Genomic DNA, 18044 nt, shown 5'->3' with positions numbered 1-18044 from the left:
AGTGAACCCGATGCCCGAGCTGAGGTCCCGCACCGTCACCCACGGCCGCAACATGGCGGGCGCACGCGCCCTTATGCGTGCGTCGGGCGTAGCGAGCGAGGACATCGGGAAGCCGATCATCGCGGTCGCCAACTCCTTCACCGAGTTCGTCCCCGGGCACACGCACCTCGCCCCGGTGGGCCGGATCGTCTCCGACGCCGTCCGCGCCGCCGGAGCCATCCCGCGCGAGTTCAACACCATCGCGGTCGACGACGGCATCGCCATGGGCCACGCCGGCATGCTGTACTCGCTGCCCTCCCGCGACCTCATCGCGGACAGCGTGGAATACATGGTCGAGGCCCACTGCGCCGACGCCCTGATCTGCATCTCCAACTGCGACAAGATCACGCCGGGCATGCTGATGGCCGCCATGCGCCTCAACATCCCGGTCGTCTTCGTCTCCGGCGGCCCGATGGAGGCCGGCCAGGCCACCCTCGTCGACGGCACCGTCCGCAAGCTCGACCTGATCGACGCCATGGTCGACGCCTCCAACGAGAACGTCTCCGACGAGGACGTCCTGCGGATCGAGGAGAACGCCTGTCCGACGTGCGGCTCCTGTAGCGGCATGTTCACCGCCAACTCGATGAACTGCCTCGCCGAGGCCATCGGCCTGGCCCTCCCCGGCAACGGCTCGGTCCTGGCCACCCACACCGCCCGCCGCGCCCTCTACGAGGAGGCCGGCCGCACGGTCGTCGAGATCACCAAGCGCCACTACGAGCAGGACGACCACTCCGTCCTGCCGCGCAGCATCGCCACCCGCGAGGCCTTCGGGAACGCCATGGCCCTGGACATCGCCATGGGCGGCTCCACGAACACGATCCTGCACCTGCTGGCCGCGGCGCAGGAAGCGGGCCTGGACTACGACCTCACCGACATCGACGAGGTCTCGCGCCGCGTCCCGTGCCTGTCCAAGGTCGCGCCGAACGTGGCGCCCGGCGGCACGTACTACATGGAGGACATCCACCGGGCCGGCGGCATCCCCGCCATCCTCGGCGAGCTGCACCGCGGCGGACTCCTCAACAAGAACGTCACCACCGTCCACTCGGACGGCCTGGAGGACTGGCTCGCGAAGTGGGACGCCCGCTCCGGCACCGCCTCCGAGGAGGCCATGGAGCTGTGGCACGCGGCCCCCGGCTGCAAGCGCTCCGCCAGCGCCTTCTCCCAGTCCGAGCGCTGGGAGACCCTCGACCTCGACGCCGAGGGCGGCTGCATCCGCTCGGTGCAGCACGCGTACTCCAAGGACGGCGGCCTGGCCGTGCTGCGCGGCAACATCGCGCTCGACGGCTGCGTCGTGAAGACGGCCGGCGTCGACGAGTCGATCTGGACCTTCGAGGGGCCGGCCGTCGTCTGCGAATCGCAGGACGAGGCCGTAGACAAGATCCTCCGCAAGGAGGTCAAGCCGGGCGACGTCGTCGTGATCCGCTACGAGGGCCCGCGCGGCGGCCCCGGCATGCAGGAGATGCTCTACCCGACCTCCTTCCTCAAGGGCCGCGGCCTGGGCAAGGTCTGCGCGCTCGTGACGGACGGCCGGTTCTCCGGCGGCACCTCGGGCCTGTCCATCGGCCACGCCTCCCCGGAGGCGGCCTCGGGCGGCACCATCGCGGTCGTCGAGGACGGCGACCGGATCCGCATCGACATCCCGAACCGGTCCATCGAACTGCTGGTCGACGAGGCCACCCTCGCCGCCCGCCACGAGGCCCTCGGCGGCGTCTACGCCCCGAAGGACCGCGAGCGCAAGGTCTCCGCGGCCCTGCGCGCCTACGCTGCGATGGCCACGAGCGCCGACAAGGGCGCCGTCCGGGACGTCTCCCGCCTGGGCTGACACCGCACGCACGGCATCCCGCGGCGCCCCCGCACCCTCCGGTGCGGGGGCGCCGCGCGTTCACCACGCCGCGGGATCCCCGGCGGGGGGGCGCCGCGCGTTCACCACGCCGCGGGATCCCCGGCGGCCACCCCGAACACGGACCCGTCGGGGGCACTCCCGAACACCCGCCCGTCGGCCACCACGGGCGCGGGGACCGTGGCCGTGTAGGTGCCCTGGCCCGTCCCCATCCGGGGGTCCGTCTGCCCGACCAGCCGCCCGGCCCGTGCGTCGACCGCGATCAGCCGGCCGTCGGCCGCCATCAGGAACACCCGCCCGCCGTCGACCACCGGCCGCGACGCCGCGGCCACCGCCGTCTCCAGCCGCCACGCCTCCTTCTCCCCGGCGACCGCCGTCAGCGCACCCGAGATCCCGATCAGGTACACGACCCCGTCCGGTCCCACGGCCGCCTCGGCCTGCAACTGCTGCACCGACAACGGGGTGCGCCGGACCGCCCGCGTGGCGAGGTCGACGCGCACGACCGCGACGGACATCCCCTGCAGATCGCCGGCCAGCAGGTGCAGAGCGCCCTGGGCCACGCCCACCGGTTTGAGCAGTCCCGGTGTGCGCAGCTGCCAGCGCACCGAGCCGTCCGCCGGGTCGACCGCCGAGAGCTGCGAGGACGTGCCGTCGTCGGCGCGGGTGGACACGTACAGGTCGAGGCCGCCGTCCGGCCCGCCCGGACCCGTGAGCCACACGGACCCCGTCCGTCCCAGGCGCTTGCTCCAGCTCGCGGCGCCGGTGGCCGCGTCGAACGCCGTGACGGTCCCGTCCGCCCCGGCGGCCAGCACCTTCGGGCCGGCGGGCAGCACGGTCGCGTTCCGCGCGACGTCCTTCTTCCACCGGGGTACGCCCGTCGCCGGGTCCAGCGCCTGGAGCAGTCCGCTGCCGGGGGTCACGGCCAGGACGAGCCCGCCGTTCGTGACGGGCGCGATGGCGGTGGCGCCCGGCGTACGCGCACCCGTGCCCGGTGCGGGCAACGACCAGGCGAGGGCGCCGTCGGCCGGGTCCAGCCGGGCCGCGGCGAGGCCCGGCGTCGAGCAGTACAGCGCTCCGGCGGCCGCCGCGCACGCGGACACCGTGTTCCCGGGACCGCGGTCGCCGAGCGGGGCCGACCACGGCACGGGCGAAGCCGGAGCCGCGGCCGGGCCCTGCGGCCCCGGCGCCGTGCGCCCCGCGGGGTCCCCGTCGTCCGCGAACCCCGCGTACGCTCCCGCGGCCCCGCCCGTGAGCAGCAGCGCGAGGACGGCCGCGAGGGCGGGCCGGCGCGGCCGCCGCCGCGCCTCCGGGGCGCCGGTGATCCGTACGCGCCGGTGCGTGGCGTCGTCGGCGGACGGGGGCGGCGCCGAGACCGGCCGCCGCGGCTGCGGTATGAAGGCGCGGGTCTCCTCGCCCGTCGGGTACGCGGCGGCCCGCAGCTCTCCGAGCAGGGCGTCGGGGGTCGGCCGGTCGGCGGGGTCCTTGGCGAGGCAGCGCGCGATGACCGGGGCGAGGGAGGACGGCACCTCGGCCAGGTCCGGCTCGCTGTGCACCACCTGGTAGGCGACGAGGTAGTGGCTGTCGGAGTCGAACGGGCCGCGGCCGGTCGCCGCGTGGACGAGCACCGCCCCCATCGCGAACACGTCCGCCGCCGGTCCGACCTCCCGCGGCCGCTGGAACTGCTCGGGCGCCATGAACGGCGGTGTCCCGATCAGCTTGCCGGTTTCGGTCCGCAGATCGCTGTCGGCCGGCCGCGAGATCCCGAAGTCGATGACCCGTACCCCGTCCGGGGCCATCAGCACGTTGCTGGGCTTGAGGTCCCGGTGCACCACACCCGCGCGGTGGATGTCCCGCAGCGCCTCCGCCAGCCCCGCGCCGAGCCTGGCCAGCGCACCGGGGCCCAGGGGCGCCTCCCGTACCTGCTCGGCGAGGGTGGGGGCGTCGATGAACAGGGTGGCCATCCACGGCCGCTCGGCATCGGGGTCCGCGTCCACGACGGGCGCGGTGAACGCGCCGCTCACCCGCCGGGCGGCCGCGACCTCCTGGCGGAACCTGGCCCGGAACTCGGGATCCATCGCGTGCTGCGCGTGGACGACCTTGACCGCCAGCCGCAGTCCGGACGCGGAGGTGGCCAGATGAACCACGCCCATGCCACCGGAACCCAGGACGGATTCCAGCCGGTACTGCCCGGCGTACTCCGGAAATCCGGCCCGTTCCGCGCGCAGTGAGTGCACTGCCGACCACCCCCGCCGGAGCCTAGTCGATGGCGCATATGAAGCGGTAAGGGCCTGCTACCCTGCGCGAGTTGCAGAGCGTCATGCTCAAGGGGGAGATTTCCGATGTCGGTTGAGAACGAAGTGAACGAGGCCCAGACCCTCTCCGGAGGTTCCGGCTACAAGTCCTACCCGGTCGCACCCGGCGTCCAGCTCAACGTGCGCAGCGGCCCGGGCACCGGATACCCCGTCGTCGCCGTCCTGCCGCTGGGAGCCCGGGTGACCATCCGCTGCCAGTGCGCGGGCACCACCGTCTCCGGCCCGTACGGCACCACGAACCTGTGGGACTGCGTCGGCAACGGCCAGTTCGTCTCCGACGCGTACGTCAAGACGGGCAGCGACGGCTACGTCGCCGCGCACTGCGGCTGAGGGCCGCGGCCGACCGGGGCGCGGGCCACGCCCGTCTGACACGTGAGACACAGCCGGCCCGTCCGGCCCGGCGGGCGATAATCGCCGATGTGAGCGACGACCAGCGAGACCAGACCCCCGCCGAGCCGGCCCAGGCCCCCGCCGAGGCCCCCGCCCCGGCCGTAGCCGCCGGACCCGAGCCCGAGCCGATCCGGTTCTTCGGCACCACCTGGCTGAACCACGACGGCGGCTACGGCCTGCGCCGCGCCGCCGTCGCCGCGGGCTCGCTGGTCACCGCCGTCGCCGCGGCGGTGCTGCTGCGCCTCTCCTACGAGGGCCTGGAGCTCGGCAACGTCGGCCCCTTCCTCAGCATCTCCGTCGTCGTCCTCTTCGCGATCTCCAGCTCCATCGCCTTCGCGAAGACCTGGGAGTCCTTCAGCCGCCGCCCGGCCCCCTCCTCCGACGAGGCCGCCCTCAAGGGCCTGAAGGCGATCGGTTTCATCGGCTCCCTCATCGCGTACTTCCTCCGCTGCCTCGTCGAGGCCCCGGGCGAGAAGCTGCGCCGCGCCGAGTACGAGCGTGCCGTGGCCGATTTCGCCCGTCGCCGCAGCTCCCGTACCGGCAACCCGGCCGCGCGCCGCCCCAAGCGCAAGAAGTAGGCAGGACCGGACCGGATTTTCCTCCCGCCGATTGACGCCCGGCACAGCCAGGAGCATTATTCATCACATGATGAATAACCCGCCTCCAGAAGCCCCCGGAGCCCCGGAAACCGCGCCCGCCGTGCACGCCGCCGGCCTGACCGTCCGCCGCGGCACGGGCCGAGCCCCCCGCACCGTCCTCGACGGCATCGACTTCGACGTCCCCCGCGGCCGCATCACCGGCCTCCTCGGCCCCTCCGGCTGCGGGAAGTCCACCCTCATGCGCGCCATCGTCGGCACCCAGGCCCGCGTCACCGGCACCCTCGACGTCCTCGGCCACCCCGCCGGCCACCCCGGGCTCCGCTCCCGCATCGGCTACGTCACCCAGGCGCCCTCCGTCTACGACGACCTCACCGTCCGGCAGAACCTCGACTACTTCGCCGCGGTCCTCGACCCCGGCCGCGCCGCCGCCGGCCGACGCACCGCCGCCGTACGCCAGGCCATCACCGACGTCGACCTCACCACCCACACCGACGCCCTCGCCGGGAACCTCTCCGGCGGCCAGCGCAGCCGCGTCTCCCTCGCCGTCGCCCTGCTCGGCACCCCCGAGCTCCTCGTCCTCGACGAACCCACCGTCGGCCTCGACCCCGTCCTGCGCCGCGACCTCTGGAACCTCTTCCACGAGATCACCCGCAGCCGCGGCGCCACGATCCTCGTCTCCTCGCACGTCATGGACGAGGCCGAGCGCTGCCACGACCTGCTCCTCATGCGCGAGGGCCGCATCCTCGCCCAGGACACCCCCGAGGCCCTGCGCACCCGCACCGGCTCCGCCACGGTCGAGGAAGGCTTCCTCCGCCTCGTCGACGAGGCCAACGCCACCGCCAAGGCCCACGCCACCGCCACCGCCGACAGGGAGCCGCAGCGATGAGCGCCACGTCCTCGATCAACGCCGCCCGCACCACCGCCACCGCCGGCCGCGTCCTGCGCCAGCTCGGCCACGACCCGCGCTCCATCGCGCTGATGCTGCTGGTCCCCGTACTGATGCTGACGCTGCTCCGCTTCGTCTTCGACGGCAGCCCGAGCACCTTCGACGGCATCGGCGCGTCACTCCTCGGGATCTTCCCCCTCATCACCATGTTCCTGGTGACCTCCATCGCCACCCTGCGCGAGCGCACCTCCGGCACCCTGGAACGGCTCCTCGCGATGCCGCTCGGCAAGGGCGACCTCATCGCCGGCTACGCCCTCGCCTTCGGAGCCGTCGCCGTCGTCCAGTCCCTGCTCGCCACCGGGCTCGCCCTCTGGCTCCTCGGCCTCGACGTCGTCGGCTCCCCCTGGCTGCTGCTCCTCGTCGCCCTCCTCGACGCGCTCCTCGGCACCGCGCTCGGCCTCTTCGTCTCCGCCTTCGCCGCCTCCGAGTTCCAGGCCGTCCAGTTCATGCCGGCGGTGATCTTCCCCCAGCTCCTCCTGTGCGGCCTGTTCGCGGCCCGCGACACCATGCACCCCGTCCTCGAGACCCTCTCGGACGTCCTGCCCATGTCCTACGCGGTCGACGGCATGACCCAGGTCCTCACCCACACCGACATGACCGCCGACTTCGTGCGCGACGCCGTCATCGTCGCCGCCTGCGCCCTGCTCGTCCTCGCCCTCGGCGCGGCCACCCTCCGCCGCCGGACCCCGTAGCCCCGCAGCCCGCCCCCGGCCGCCCACGGACCGGACACCCCGCCCGGCCCACCGGCCCGAGTGCAAGGATGATCCCGTACGCAGTCATACGCAGCGCGTTCGGCGAGGTGAATCGGGCATGACCCAGACAGTCGCAGTCCTCGGTACCGGCAAGATCGGCGAGGCCCTGCTCAGCGGGATGATCCGCGGCGGCCGGCCGGCCTCCAAGCTCCTCGTCACCGCCCGACGCGCGGAACGCGCCGAGGAGCTCCACGCCCGCTACGGCGTAGAGGCCGTCAGCAACGCCGAGGCGGCCAAGCGCGCCGACACCCTCATCCTCACCGTCAAACCGCAGGACATGGGCAAGCTCCTCGAAGAGCTCGCCCCGCACCTCCCCGCCGACCGCCTGGTCATCAGCGGCGCCGCCGGCATCCCGACCTCCTTCTTCGAGGAGCGGCTCGCGCCCGGCACCCCCGTCGTCCGCGTCATGACGAACACCCCCGCCCTCGTCGACGAGGCCATGTCCGTCATCTCCGCCGGCAGCCACGCCACCGCCGCGCACCTCCTCCACACCGAGGAGATCTTCGGCGGAGTCGGCAAGACCCTGCGCGTCCCCGAGTCCCAGCAGGACGCGGCCACCGCCCTCTCCGGATCCGGACCCGCGTACTTCTACTTCCTCGTGGAAGCCATGACCGACGCCGGCATCCTGCTCGGCCTGCCCCGCGCCCAGGCCCACGACCTGATCGTGCAGGCCGCCATCGGCGCCGCCGTGATGCTCCGCGACAGCGGCGAGCACCCGGTCAAGCTCCGCGAGGCCGTCACCTCCCCGGCCGGTACGACCATCAACGCGATCGTCGAGCTCGAACGGCACGGCGTCCGCGCCGCCCTGATCGCCGCCCTCGAAGCGGCCCGCGACCGCAGCCGCGAGCTCGCCTCCGGCAACAGCTGACCGACGCGTCGGGGTACGGGCAGCCACCGCTCGCCGGAGGCTGCCCTCCCCTTCACGGTGCGAGCAGCCCGATGGCCTCGTACGCCCGGTCGACGACCGGCCGCGCCAGCTCCCGGGCCCGCCCCGCACCCTCCCGCAGCACCTTGTCCACCTGGGCGGGATCCGCGGCCAGCTCGGCATGCCGCTCCCGCACCGGCCGCAGCAGCTCGACCACCGCGTCGGCGACGTCCCGCTTCAGCGCCCCGTACCCGGTGTAGTCCGCGGCCAGCCGCACGGGGTCCCCGCCGGTACAGGCGGCCAGGACGTCGAGCAGGTTCGCGACCCCGGGCCGCGACTCCCGGTCGTAGACCACCCCGCCGTCCCCGCTGTCGGTGACCGCGCGCATCACCTTCTTGCGGACGGCCCCCGGCTCGTCGAGCAGATAGACGATCCCGGTGCCGTTCGCGTCGGACTTCCCCATCTTCGAGGTCGGCTCCTGGAGGTCCATGACCCGGGCGGCCACCGCCGGGTGCGTGGCCTCGGGGACCGTGAAGGTGTGCCCGTACCGCTGGTTGAAGCGCACGGCCAGATCGCGGGTCAGCTCGACGTGCTGCCGCTGGTCCTCACCCACCGGCACCTCGTCGGTCCGGTACGCGAGGATGTCGGCGGCCATCAGCACGGGATAGGTGAGCAGCGACAGCCGTACGCCGTCCCCGGCGGCCTGCGCCTTCGCCGCCTTCTCCTTGTACTGGATCATCCGGCGCAGCTCGCCGTCGGTGGCGGTGCACTCCAGCAGGTACGCGAGCCGGGTGTGCTCGTCGACATGGCTCTGCACGAACAGCGTGCACCGCTGTGGATCCAGCCCGGCGGCGAGCAACAGCGTCGCAGCCTGCCGGCTGAGCCTCCGTACGCGCGCCGGCTCGTGCTCGACGGTCAGCGCGTGCAGGTCGACGACGCAGAACAGGGCCTCGTCCGGCGCCTGCTCGGCGGCGACCCACTGCCGAACGGCGCCCAGGTAGTTGCCCAGCGTCAGGTGCCCGGTCGGCTTGACCCCGCTGAAGATCCTCGTCATGTCCCGCTCTCCCTTGTGTGAGTGGTTCCGGGCCGCCGCGACGGGCGACCGAGCCACTCCCGGGAGGGGAGAAAACGAAACGGCCGCCGAAGCGGCGGCCGTGAGCGCATGCGTGCTCGCGTTGCAGTCGGCCGCCGTCAGGCGGGCCACCAACGCAGGTCGAGCGTGAGCGCATGCGTAGTCATGGACCCAGCGTAGACGGAACGGGATGAAGACGCCGTGAAGTTCGAGCGGCCCGCGCGGCCGGTCAGCCGGGGGTTGACACAGGTGTGCCCGATCCGTAAGGTTCTTCGAGTTGTCCGAAGTGAGCGCCGACCCCGGTCGGTCCCCGGACGACCATCCCGCACTACACATTCGAACGAACGACTGACTTTGTCGTCCCGTTTTCATGCGTATTTGCGAATGAGGAATCCGCGTCCGAGGACGCCGCCGCCGATTAGGTTCGGGGGCAAGGAATCCGCTACTGTCTCACTCGCCGGAAGGGCCCAACAGCCCAGAAGGCAAACCCCACTGACTGGGGGTCAGGCCCGAATGGATCTGATAGAGTCGGAATCGCCGGAAAGGGAAAGCGCAAAAGCGCAGGACCTGGAAAGCACCGAGGAAGTCGGGCCCGAAAGAGTCTGATAGAGTCGGAAACGCAAGAACGACAGAACGAAAGCCCGGAGGAAAGCCCCAGTAAGTGTTACTGAGGGTGAGTACAAAGGAAGCGTCCGTTCCTTGAGAACTCAACAGCGTGCCAAAAATCAACGCCAGAAGTTGATACCCCGTTCCACTTCGGTGGATCGAGGTTCCTTTGAAAAAGACCTGTGAGGCTTCCTTGTGGAGTGCTTGCAGGCAATTACACAGCGAGGACGCAGTGGACGGTCGGTCTTATTCCGACATGATCGTCCCGCTCTACGTGATGTGTGCACCCGATTACGGGTAAACATTCATGGAGAGTTTGATCCTGGCTCAGGACGAACGCTGGCGGCGTGCTTAACACATGCAAGTCGAACGATGAAGCCCTTCGGGGTGGATTAGTGGCGAACGGGTGAGTAACACGTGGGCAATCTGCCCTTCACTCTGGGACAAGCCCTGGAAACGGGGTCTAATACCGGATACCACTCCTGCCTGCATGGGCGGGGGTTGAAAGCTCCGGCGGTGAAGGATGAGCCCGCGGCCTATCAGCTTGTTGGTGGGGTAATGGCCCACCAAGGCGACGACGGGTAGCCGGCCTGAGAGGGCGACCGGCCACACTGGGACTGAGACACGGCCCAGACTCCTACGGGAGGCAGCAGTGGGGAATATTGCACAATGGGCGAAAGCCTGATGCAGCGACGCCGCGTGAGGGATGACGGCCTTCGGGTTGTAAACCTCTTTCAGCAGGGAAGAAGCGAAAGTGACGGTACCTGCAGAAGAAGCGCCGGCTAACTACGTGCCAGCAGCCGCGGTAATACGTAGGGCGCAAGCGTTGTCCGGAATTATTGGGCGTAAAGAGCTCGTAGGCGGCTTGTCACGTCGGATGTGAAAGCCCGAGGCTTAACCTCGGGTCTGCATTCGATACGGGCTAGCTAGAGTGTGGTAGGGGAGATCGGAATTCCTGGTGTAGCGGTGAAATGCGCAGATATCAGGAGGAACACCGGTGGCGAAGGCGGATCTCTGGGCCATTACTGACGCTGAGGAGCGAAAGCGTGGGGAGCGAACAGGATTAGATACCCTGGTAGTCCACGCCGTAAACGTTGGGAACTAGGTGTTGGCGACATTCCACGTCGTCGGTGCCGCAGCTAACGCATTAAGTTCCCCGCCTGGGGAGTACGGCCGCAAGGCTAAAACTCAAAGGAATTGACGGGGGCCCGCACAAGCAGCGGAGCATGTGGCTTAATTCGACGCAACGCGAAGAACCTTACCAAGGCTTGACATATACCGGAAAGCATTAGAGATAGTGCCCCCCTTGTGGTCGGTATACAGGTGGTGCATGGCTGTCGTCAGCTCGTGTCGTGAGATGTTGGGTTAAGTCCCGCAACGAGCGCAACCCTTGTCCTGTGTTGCCAGCATGCCCTTCGGGGTGATGGGGACTCACAGGAGACCGCCGGGGTCAACTCGGAGGAAGGTGGGGACGACGTCAAGTCATCATGCCCCTTATGTCTTGGGCTGCACACGTGCTACAATGGCCGGTACAATGAGCTGCGATACCGCAAGGTGGAGCGAATCTCAAAAAGCCGGTCTCAGTTCGGATTGGGGTCTGCAACTCGACCCCATGAAGTCGGAGTTGCTAGTAATCGCAGATCAGCATTGCTGCGGTGAATACGTTCCCGGGCCTTGTACACACCGCCCGTCACGTCACGAAAGTCGGTAACACCCGAAGCCGGTGGCCCAACCCGTAAGGGAGGGAGCTGTCGAAGGTGGGACTGGCGATTGGGACGAAGTCGTAACAAGGTAGCCGTACCGGAAGGTGCGGCTGGATCACCTCCTTTCTAAGGAGCACAGTACCGATTGCAGGCAAATGTTCTGCACGGTCAGCTCATGGGTGGAACGTTGATTAGTTGGCATCTTCGGTCTGATGGTTCTCGAGTACTGCTTCGGCGTGGAAAGAGGAGATGGACGAACGAAGATGCTTGGCACGTTGTTGGGTCCTGAAGGTACGGCCGTATGGTCATGTCTTCAGTGCCGGCCCCAGTGAACTTGTTCTCTTCGGAGTGCAGGGTGATGGGTGGCTGGTCGTTGTTTGAGAACTACACAGTGGACGCGAGCATCTGTGGCCAAGTTTTTAAGGGCGCACGGTGGATGCCTTGGCACCAGGAACCGATGAAGGACGTGAGAGGCCGCGATAGGCCCCGGGGAGCTGCCAACTGAGCTTTGATCCGGGGGTGTCCGAATGGGGAAACCCGGCAGTCGTCATGGGCTGTCACCCACTGCTGAACACATAGGCAGTGTGGAGGGAACGAGGGGAAGTGAAACATCTCAGTACCCTCAGGAAGAGAAAACAACCGTGATTCCGGGAGTAGTGGCGAGCGAAACCGGATGAGGCCAAACCGTATGCGTGTGATACCCGGCAGGGGTTGCGCATGCGGGGTTGTGGGAATTCTTTTGATCGGTCTGCCGGCCGGTCGGCGAGTCAGAAACCGTTGATGTAGTCGAAGGACATGCGAAAGGTCCGGCGTAGAGGGTAAGACCCCCGTAGACGAAACATCAGCGGCTTGCTTAAGAATCTCCCAAGTAGCACGGGGCCCGAGAAATCCCGTGTGAATCTGGCGGGACCACCCGCTAAGCCTAAATATTCCCTGGTGACCGATAGCGGATAGTACCGTGAGGGAATGGTGAAAAGTACCGCGGGAGCGGAGTGAAATAGTACCTGAAACCGTGTGCCTACAAGCCGTGGGAGCGTCGCTCATTGGGTTTACCCAATGGGTCGTGACTGCGTGCCTTTTGAAGAATGAGCCTGCGAGTTAGCGGTGTGTAGCGAGGTTAACCCGTGTGGGGAAGCCGTAGCGAAAGCGAGTCCGAATAGGGCGATTGAGTTGCACGCTCTAGACCCGAAGCGGAGTGATCTAGCCATGGGCAGGTTGAAGCGGAGGTAAGACTTCGTGGAGGACCGAACCCACCAGGGTTGAAAACCTGGGGGATGACCTGTGGTTAGGGGTGAAAGGCCAATCAAACTCCGTGATAGCTGGTTCTCCCCGAAATGCATTTAGGTGCAGCGTCGTGTGTTTCTTGCCGGAGGTAGAGCACTGGATAGGCGATGGGCCCTACCGGGTTACTGACCTTAGCCAAACTCCGAATGCCGGTAAGTGAGAGCACGGCAGTGAGACTGTGGGGGATAAGCTCCATGGTCGAGAGGGAAACAGCCCAGAGCATCGACTAAGGCCCCTAAGCGTACGCTAAGTGGGAAAGGATGTGGAGTCGCAGAGACAACCAGGAGGTTGGCTTAGAAGCAGCCACCCTTGAAAGAGTGCGTAATAGCTCACTGGTCAAGTGATTCCGCGCCGACAATGTAGCGGGGCTCAAGCGTACCGCCGAAGTCGTGTCATTGCAGCAATAGGGCCAACGCCTGCTGTGATGGGTAGGGGAGCGTCGTGTGCCGGGTGAAGCAGCAGCGGAAGCTAGTTGTGGACGGTTCACGAGTGAGAATGCAGGCATGAGTAGCGATACACACGTGAGAAACGTGTGCGCCGATTGACTAAGGGTTCCTGGGTCAAGCTGATCTGCCCAGGGTAAGTCGGGACCTAAGGCGAGGCCGACAGGCGTAGTCGATGGACAACCGGTTGATATTCCGGTACCCGCTTTGAAACGCCCAATATCGAATCAGGCGATGCTAAGTCCGTGAAGCCGTTCCGGACCCTTCGGGGAAAGGAAAGTGGTGGAGCCGACGAACCAGACTTGTAGTAGGTAAGCGATGGGGTGACGCAGGAAGGTAGTCCAGCCCGGGCGGTGGTTGTCCCGGGGTAAGGGTGTAGGCCGAGGGGTAGGCAAATCCGTCCCTCATATAAGGCTGAGACCTGATGCCGAGCCGATTGTGGTGAAGTGGATGATCCTATGCTGTCGAGAAAAGCCTCTAGCGAGTTTCATGGCGGCCCGTACCCTAAACCGACTCAGGTGGTCAGGTAGAGAATACCGAGGCGTTCGGGTGAACTATGGTTAAGGAACTCGGCAAAATGCCCCCGTAACTTCGGGAGAAGGGGGGCCATCACTGGTGATCGGACTTGCTCCGTGAGCTGGGGGTGGCCGCAGAGACCAGCGAGAAGCGACTGTTTACTAAAAACACAGGTCCGTGCGAAGCCGTAAGGCGATGTATACGGACTGACGCCTGCCCGGTGCTGGAACGTTAAGGGGACCGGTTAGTGCGCTTTCGGGCGTGCGAAGCTGAGAACTTAAGCGCCAGTAAACGGCGGTGGTAACTATAACCATCCTAAGGTAGCGAAATTCCTTGTCGGGTAAGTTCCGACCTGCACGAATGGCGTAACGACTTCTCGACTGTCTCAACCATAGGCCCGGTGAAATTGCACTACGAGTAAAGATGCTCGTTTCGCGCAGCAGGACGGAAAGACCCCGGGACCTTTACTACAGTTTGATATTGGTGTTCGGTTCGGCTTGTGTAGGATAGGTGGGAGACTTTGAAGCAGCCACGCCAGTGGTTGTGGAGTCGCCGTTGAAATACCACTCTGGTCGTGCTGGATGTCTAACCTCGGTCCGTGATCCGGATCAGGGACAGTGTCTGATGGGTAGTTTAACTGGGGCGGTTGCCTCCCAAAGGGTAACGGAGGCGCCCAAAGGTTCCCTCAGCCTGGTTGGCAATCAGGTGTTGAGTGTAAGTGCACAAGGGAGCTTGACTGTGAGACCGACGGGTCGAGCAGGGACGAAAGTCGGGACTAGTGATCCGGCGGTGGCTTGTGGAAGCGCCGTCGCTCAACGGATAAAAGGTACCCCGGGGATAACAGGCTGATCTTCCCCAAGAGTCCATATCGACGGGATGGTTTGGCACCTCGATGTCGGCTCGTCGCATCCTGGGGCTGGAGTCGGTCCCAAGGGTTGGGCTGTTCGCCCATTAAAGCGGTACGCGAGCTGGGTTTAGAACGTCGTGAGACAGTTCGGTCCCTATCCGCTGTGCGCGTAGGAATATTGAGAAGGGCTGTCCCTAGTACGAGAGGACCGGGACGGACGAACCTCTGGTGTGCCAGTTGTCCTGCCAAGGGCATGGCTGGTTGGCTACGTTCGGGAGGGATAACCGCTGAAAGCATCTAAGCGGGAAGCCTGCTTCAAGATGAGTATTCCCACCTCCTTGAGAGGGTAAGGCTCCCAGTAGACGACTGGGTTGATAGGCCAGATGTGGAAGCCCGGTAACGGGTGAAGCTGACTGGTACTAATAGGCCGAGGGCTTGTCCTCAGTTGCTCGCGTCCACTGTGTTAGTTCTGAAATAACGAACAGCTGTGTTCATGCCAGCGTTCAAATTTCATAGTGTTTCGGTGGTCATAGCGTTAGGGAAACGCCCGGTTACATTCCGAACCCGGAAGCTAAGCCTTTCAGCGCCGATGGTACTGCAGGGGGGACCCTGTGGGAGAGTAGGACGCCGCCGAACAATCATTGCGGAAGCCCCGCATCGAATCCTTATGGGTTCGATGCGGGGCTTTTCTGCGTTCACCGGCAGAATCCGTCGGATGCCCGGCATGGGGTAACCGTGGATCCGGGTTGACGGCTCGTAGGGTTGGGGGATGGGCTATGACCTCGTCATCTTCGACAACGACGGCGTGCTGGTGGACAGTGAGCCGCTCGCCAACAGCATCCTCGCCGGGTACCTGAGCGAGCTCGGGCACCCCACCTCGTACGAGGACTCGCTCCGCGACTACATGGGATCCGCCGTGCACCGGGTGCACGACCTCGTTCTCGAGCGGACGGGGCAGCGGCTGCCGGAGGACTTCGACGCGACGCTGCACGAGCGGACCGTCGCCGGCTTCGAGCGGGAGCTGCGGCCGGTGCCCGGGGTCGAGGAGGTGCTCGGAGAGCTGACCGCCCACGGGACGGGATACTGCCTGGCCTCCTCCGGAAGTCATGAGCGGATCCGCGTCGGACACCGGGTGGCCGGGCTCGACGGATGGTTCGAAGAGGAGTGGATCTTCAGCTCCCAGGACGTGGGCCAAGGCAAGCCGGCGCCCGATCTGTTCCTGCACGCGGCCCGGGCCATGGGCGTGGAGCCCGCGCGGTGCGTCGTGATCGAGGACAGCCCGCTGGGCATCCAGGCCGCCGTGGCCGCGGGGATGGACGTGTTCGCGTTCACGGCGATGCTGCCCGCCGAGCGGCTCCCCGGGGCCACCGCGTACTTCGGTGACATGAAGCAACTGCCGGGGCTCCTGCAACTGCCCGTGTGATCGCTCTACCCACCGGTAGCCACGGGGCCTACGCTGACCCGCCATGACGGTTGACGTACGGCTGCGGCGCGGCCGCGGTGCCCTGGGGCTCAGCTTCTTCGCGCAGGGCGTCGCCTTCGCGCTGCTCGTGACCCGGATCCCGGCCATCCAGGACCGGTACGGGATATCCGACGGGCTGCTGCCCGCCTTCCTCGCCGCCGTCCCGGTGCTCGCCGGGGTGTCGAGCGTGGCCACCGAGCACCTGGTGAAGCGGGTGGCTCCCAGCACCGTGCTCCGGTGGGCGCAGCCCGTGGTGCTGCTGGCGCTGCTCGGCGTCGGAACGGGCAGTCAGATGTGGCACGTGGCGGTGGCCCTGGGGGTGTTCGGGCTGGCGGTGGGTGCGCTGGACGCCTCGATGAACATGCTCGGGGTCAGCCTCCAGCGGGAGTACGGGCGCAGCATCATGCTCGGCTTCCACGCGGCCTACAGCCTCGGGGGGATCGTCGGTGCCTCGGCCGCGTGGGCCGGGGCGCACTGGCATCTGGACCTGTTCCTGAGCTACCTGCCGGCCGTGGCGGTGCTGGTGCCGCTGGTCCTGCTGGGCGGCCGGAGGTACGTGGACGCGCCCTTCGAGGCGGTCGGGGAGAAGGGGCCCGGGGAGAAGGGTCTCGGGGCCGGCGGCGCGAAGCTGCTGCTGCCGCTGTGCTTGGTGATGGCGTGTGCGTACATCGGGGACTCGACGGTGGCGAACTGGAGTGCCAAGTACCTTCAGGACGTGCTGGGCAGCTCCGAGCAGCTGGCGACCGTCCCGTACAACGTCTACATGGTCACCACCTTGATCGGGCGGGCCGTCGGGGACCTGGGCGTGCGGCGCTTCGGGGCCGCGGCCGTGGTGCGGGGCGGGACGGTGGTCGCGGCCGGCGGGTTCGCGGTCGTCGCGGCGGCGCCGGGTGCGTGGGTGGGGATGCTGGGCTTCACGATGCTGGGGCTCGGGCTGTGCGTGATCGTGCCGCAGACCTTCGCGGCCGCGGGAAGGCTGTTCCCGGGCGGTTCGGACACCGCGATAGCCCGGCTGAACATCTTCAACTACGTCGGCTTCCTGATCGGCTCGCCGCTCGTGGGCGCGATCGGGGACGCGTGGAGCTACCGGGGCGCCATGCTCGTGCCGATGGTCCTCGTGCTGATCACCCTGTTCTACGCCCGCTCGTTCGGACCGCGGGAGGCGGCCCGATACGGTGTCGGGCATGAGCGGCGAGCCGATGACCGGGCTGTTGATGTGGGACGAGGCGGTAACGAGGTATGACTTCGGGCCCAGCCATCCGATGGATCCGGTGCGTCTGGCGCTGACCATGGGCCTGGTGCGCGCCTTCGGGCTGGACCGGGCCCTGGAGGTACGGGCGGCCAGTGCGGCCGGGGAGTCGACGCTGCGGCTCGTGCACCGGGAGGACTACGTCGCCGCGGTGCGCGAGGTGTCCGCGGATCCGGGGGTCGCCGACGGTTCGTACGGGCTGGGGACCATGGACGATCCGGCGTTCCACGGGATGCACGAGGCGTCCGCGCTGATCGCAGGTCAGTCGGTGGCGGGCGCGGAGGCGGTGTGGCGGGGCGAGGCCGGGCACGCGGTGAACTTCGCGGGCGGGCTGCACCACGCGATGCCGGGCGGGGCTGCCGGTTTCTGCGTGTACAACGACGCGGCGCTGGCCATCGCCCGGCTGCTGGAGCTGGGGGCCGAGCGGGTCGCGTACGTGGATGTGGACGTCCATCACGGGGACGGCGTGCAGGCGGCCTTCTGGGACGACCCGCGGGTGCTGACGGTCTCCCTGCACGAGCATCCTCGGACACTGTTCCCGCAGACCGGCTGGCCGGAGGAGACGGGCGGTGCGGCGGCGGAGGGTTCGGCGGTGAACGTCGCGCTGCCGGCCGGGACCGGGGACGAGGGGTGGCTGCGGGCCTTCCACGCGACGGTGCCGGAGCTGCTGGCGGACTTCCGGCCGCAAGTGCTGGTGACCCAGCACGGGGCGGACACGCACTTCGAGGACCCGCTCGCGCACCTGGCGGTGTCCCTGGACGCGCAGCGCGCCGTCCAGGAGGCCTGCCACCGGCTGGCGCACGAGCACGCGGACGGGCGGTGGCTGGCGCTCGGCGGCGGAGGGTACGCGGTGGTGGACGTCGTGCCGCGGTCGTGGACGCATCTGGTGGCGATCGCCGCGCACCGGCCGATCGACCCGGCGACGGCGGTCCCGGCGTCGTGGCGGGACGAGGTGTACGCGCGGACGCGGCAGTTGGCGCCGGCCCGGATGACGGACGGCCGTGACGTGGAGTGGCGGGATTGGGACGCGGGCTACGACCCGGCGGACCGTACGGATCAGGCCGTCCTCGCCACCCGGCGCGCGGTGTTCCCGCTGCGCGGAATGCTGACCTGACGATG

The 18044-nt window shown here is 67.8% G+C and carries 11 protein-coding genes and 3 rRNA genes; 12 read left to right on the top strand and 2 right to left on the bottom strand.

Going from position 1 to position 18044, the window contains the following annotated elements; genetic code table 11:
* Nucleotides 1-10 precede the first annotated feature (10 nt).
* Nucleotides 11-1861, top strand: coding sequence for a dihydroxy-acid dehydratase (gene ilvD / locus ACTVZO_RS19490; RefSeq protein WP_443299607.1), 1851 nt, complete (start codon nt 11-13; stop codon nt 1859-1861).
* A 101-nt stretch (nt 1862-1962) separates the two neighbouring features.
* On the opposite strand, the gene ACTVZO_RS19485 is transcribed toward ilvD, so the two are convergent.
* The gene (locus ACTVZO_RS19485; protein WP_443299606.1) at nt 1963-4113 is read right to left on the bottom strand and encodes a serine/threonine-protein kinase; all 2151 of its coding nucleotides are present in this window, start codon (nt 4111-4113) and stop codon (nt 1963-1965) included.
* Nucleotides 4114-4218: 105 nt separating this feature from the next.
* Here ACTVZO_RS19485 and ACTVZO_RS19480 point away from each other — a divergent pair, with 105 nt between their 5' ends.
* The 5 genes from ACTVZO_RS19480 to proC all read left to right on the top strand — a co-directional run bounded on the left by ACTVZO_RS19480 (nt 4219) and on the right by proC (nt 7746).
* Nucleotides 4219-4521, top strand: coding sequence for an SH3 domain-containing protein (locus ACTVZO_RS19480; protein ID WP_443299605.1), 303 nt, complete (start codon nt 4219-4221; stop codon nt 4519-4521).
* An 80-nt stretch (nt 4522-4601) separates the two neighbouring features.
* Nucleotides 4602-5159 (top strand): hypothetical protein, encoded by a 558-nt coding sequence (locus ACTVZO_RS19475; protein WP_443303225.1) that lies wholly within the window; start codon nt 4602-4604, stop codon nt 5157-5159.
* A 67-nt stretch (nt 5160-5226) separates the two neighbouring features.
* Nucleotides 5227-6066, top strand: a complete 840-nt coding sequence (locus ACTVZO_RS19470; protein ID WP_443299604.1) for an ABC transporter ATP-binding protein — start codon at nt 5227-5229, stop codon at nt 6064-6066.
* Nucleotides 6063-6818 carry an ABC transporter permease gene (locus ACTVZO_RS19465; protein WP_443299603.1) on the top strand — a complete coding sequence of 252 codons (756 nt, stop codon included), beginning with the start codon at nt 6063-6065 and terminating at the stop codon, nt 6816-6818. Before ACTVZO_RS19470 ends, ACTVZO_RS19465 begins: the two co-directional genes overlap by 4 nt.
* A gap of 118 nt (nt 6819-6936) precedes the next feature.
* Nucleotides 6937-7746 carry a pyrroline-5-carboxylate reductase gene (proC, locus tag ACTVZO_RS19460; protein WP_443299602.1) on the top strand — a complete coding sequence of 270 codons (810 nt, stop codon included), beginning with the start codon at nt 6937-6939 and terminating at the stop codon, nt 7744-7746.
* A gap of 52 nt (nt 7747-7798) precedes the next feature.
* Here proC and trpS read toward each other — a convergent pair whose 3' ends face one another.
* A complete protein-coding gene (gene trpS / locus ACTVZO_RS19455) occupies nt 7799-8797 on the bottom strand; it encodes a tryptophan--tRNA ligase (RefSeq protein WP_443299601.1) in 999 nt (332 codons plus the stop codon).
* A gap of 928 nt (nt 8798-9725) precedes the next feature.
* On the opposite strand from trpS, the gene ACTVZO_RS19450 reads away from it, so the two are divergent.
* From ACTVZO_RS19450 to ACTVZO_RS19425, 6 genes are all read left to right on the top strand, one after another.
* Nucleotides 9726-11250: ribosomal RNA gene (locus ACTVZO_RS19450) — 16S ribosomal RNA — on the top strand.
* Nucleotides 11251-11533: 283 nt separating this feature from the next.
* Nucleotides 11534-14657: ribosomal RNA gene (locus tag ACTVZO_RS19445) — 23S ribosomal RNA — on the top strand.
* Nucleotides 14658-14733: 76 nt separating this feature from the next.
* A 5S ribosomal RNA gene (gene rrf, locus ACTVZO_RS19440) occupies nt 14734-14850 on the top strand.
* Together the 16S, 23S and 5S rRNA genes form the textbook arrangement of a ribosomal RNA operon.
* Before the next feature lie 133 nt (nt 14851-14983).
* On the top strand, nt 14984-15637 hold the full coding sequence (locus tag ACTVZO_RS19435) for an HAD family hydrolase (protein WP_443299600.1): 654 nt from the start codon (nt 14984-14986) through the stop codon (nt 15635-15637).
* A 43-nt stretch (nt 15638-15680) separates the two neighbouring features.
* Complete coding sequence (locus tag ACTVZO_RS19430; protein ID WP_443299599.1) at nt 15681-16919, top strand: MFS transporter; 1239 nt, start codon at nt 15681-15683, stop codon at nt 16917-16919.
* Complete coding sequence (locus ACTVZO_RS19425; RefSeq protein WP_443303224.1) at nt 16891-18039, top strand: acetoin utilization protein AcuC; 1149 nt, start codon at nt 16891-16893, stop codon at nt 18037-18039. Before ACTVZO_RS19430 ends, ACTVZO_RS19425 begins: the two co-directional genes overlap by 29 nt.
* Nucleotides 18040-18044: the final 5 nt, after the last annotated feature.

Origin of the sequence: Streptomyces sp. IBSNAI002 (assembly GCF_052244475.1) — a bacterium.
GTDB lineage: Bacteria > Actinomycetota > Actinomycetes > Streptomycetales > Streptomycetaceae > Streptomyces.
The sequence above is the reverse complement of the archived record's forward strand: the minus strand, read 5'-3'. Positions and strand labels throughout refer to the sequence as shown.

Bases quoted from the DNA above. Each gene is read 5' to 3' on its own strand.
- ACTVZO_RS19480 (WP_443299605.1), top strand. From the start codon at position 4,219: ATGTCGGTTGAGAACGAAGTGAACGAGGCCCAGACCCTCTCCGGAGGT.
- ACTVZO_RS19465 (WP_443299603.1), top strand. From the start codon at position 6,063: ATGAGCGCCACGTCCTCGATCAACGCCGCCCGCACCACCGCCACCGCC.
- ACTVZO_RS19430 (WP_443299599.1), top strand. From the start codon at position 15,681: ATGACGGTTGACGTACGGCTGCGGCGCGGCCGCGGTGCCCTGGGGCTC.
- trpS (WP_443299601.1), bottom strand. From the start codon at position 8,797: ATGACGAGGATCTTCAGCGGGGTCAAGCCGACCGGGCACCTGACGCTG.
- ACTVZO_RS19435 (WP_443299600.1), top strand. From the start codon at position 14,984: ATGGGCTATGACCTCGTCATCTTCGACAACGACGGCGTGCTGGTGGAC.
- ilvD (WP_443299607.1), top strand. From the start codon at position 11: ATGCCCGAGCTGAGGTCCCGCACCGTCACCCACGGCCGCAACATGGCG.
- proC (WP_443299602.1), top strand. From the start codon at position 6,937: ATGACCCAGACAGTCGCAGTCCTCGGTACCGGCAAGATCGGCGAGGCC.
- ACTVZO_RS19470 (WP_443299604.1), top strand. From the start codon at position 5,227: ATGATGAATAACCCGCCTCCAGAAGCCCCCGGAGCCCCGGAAACCGCG.
- ACTVZO_RS19425 (WP_443303224.1), top strand. From the start codon at position 16,891: ATGTGGGACGAGGCGGTAACGAGGTATGACTTCGGGCCCAGCCATCCG.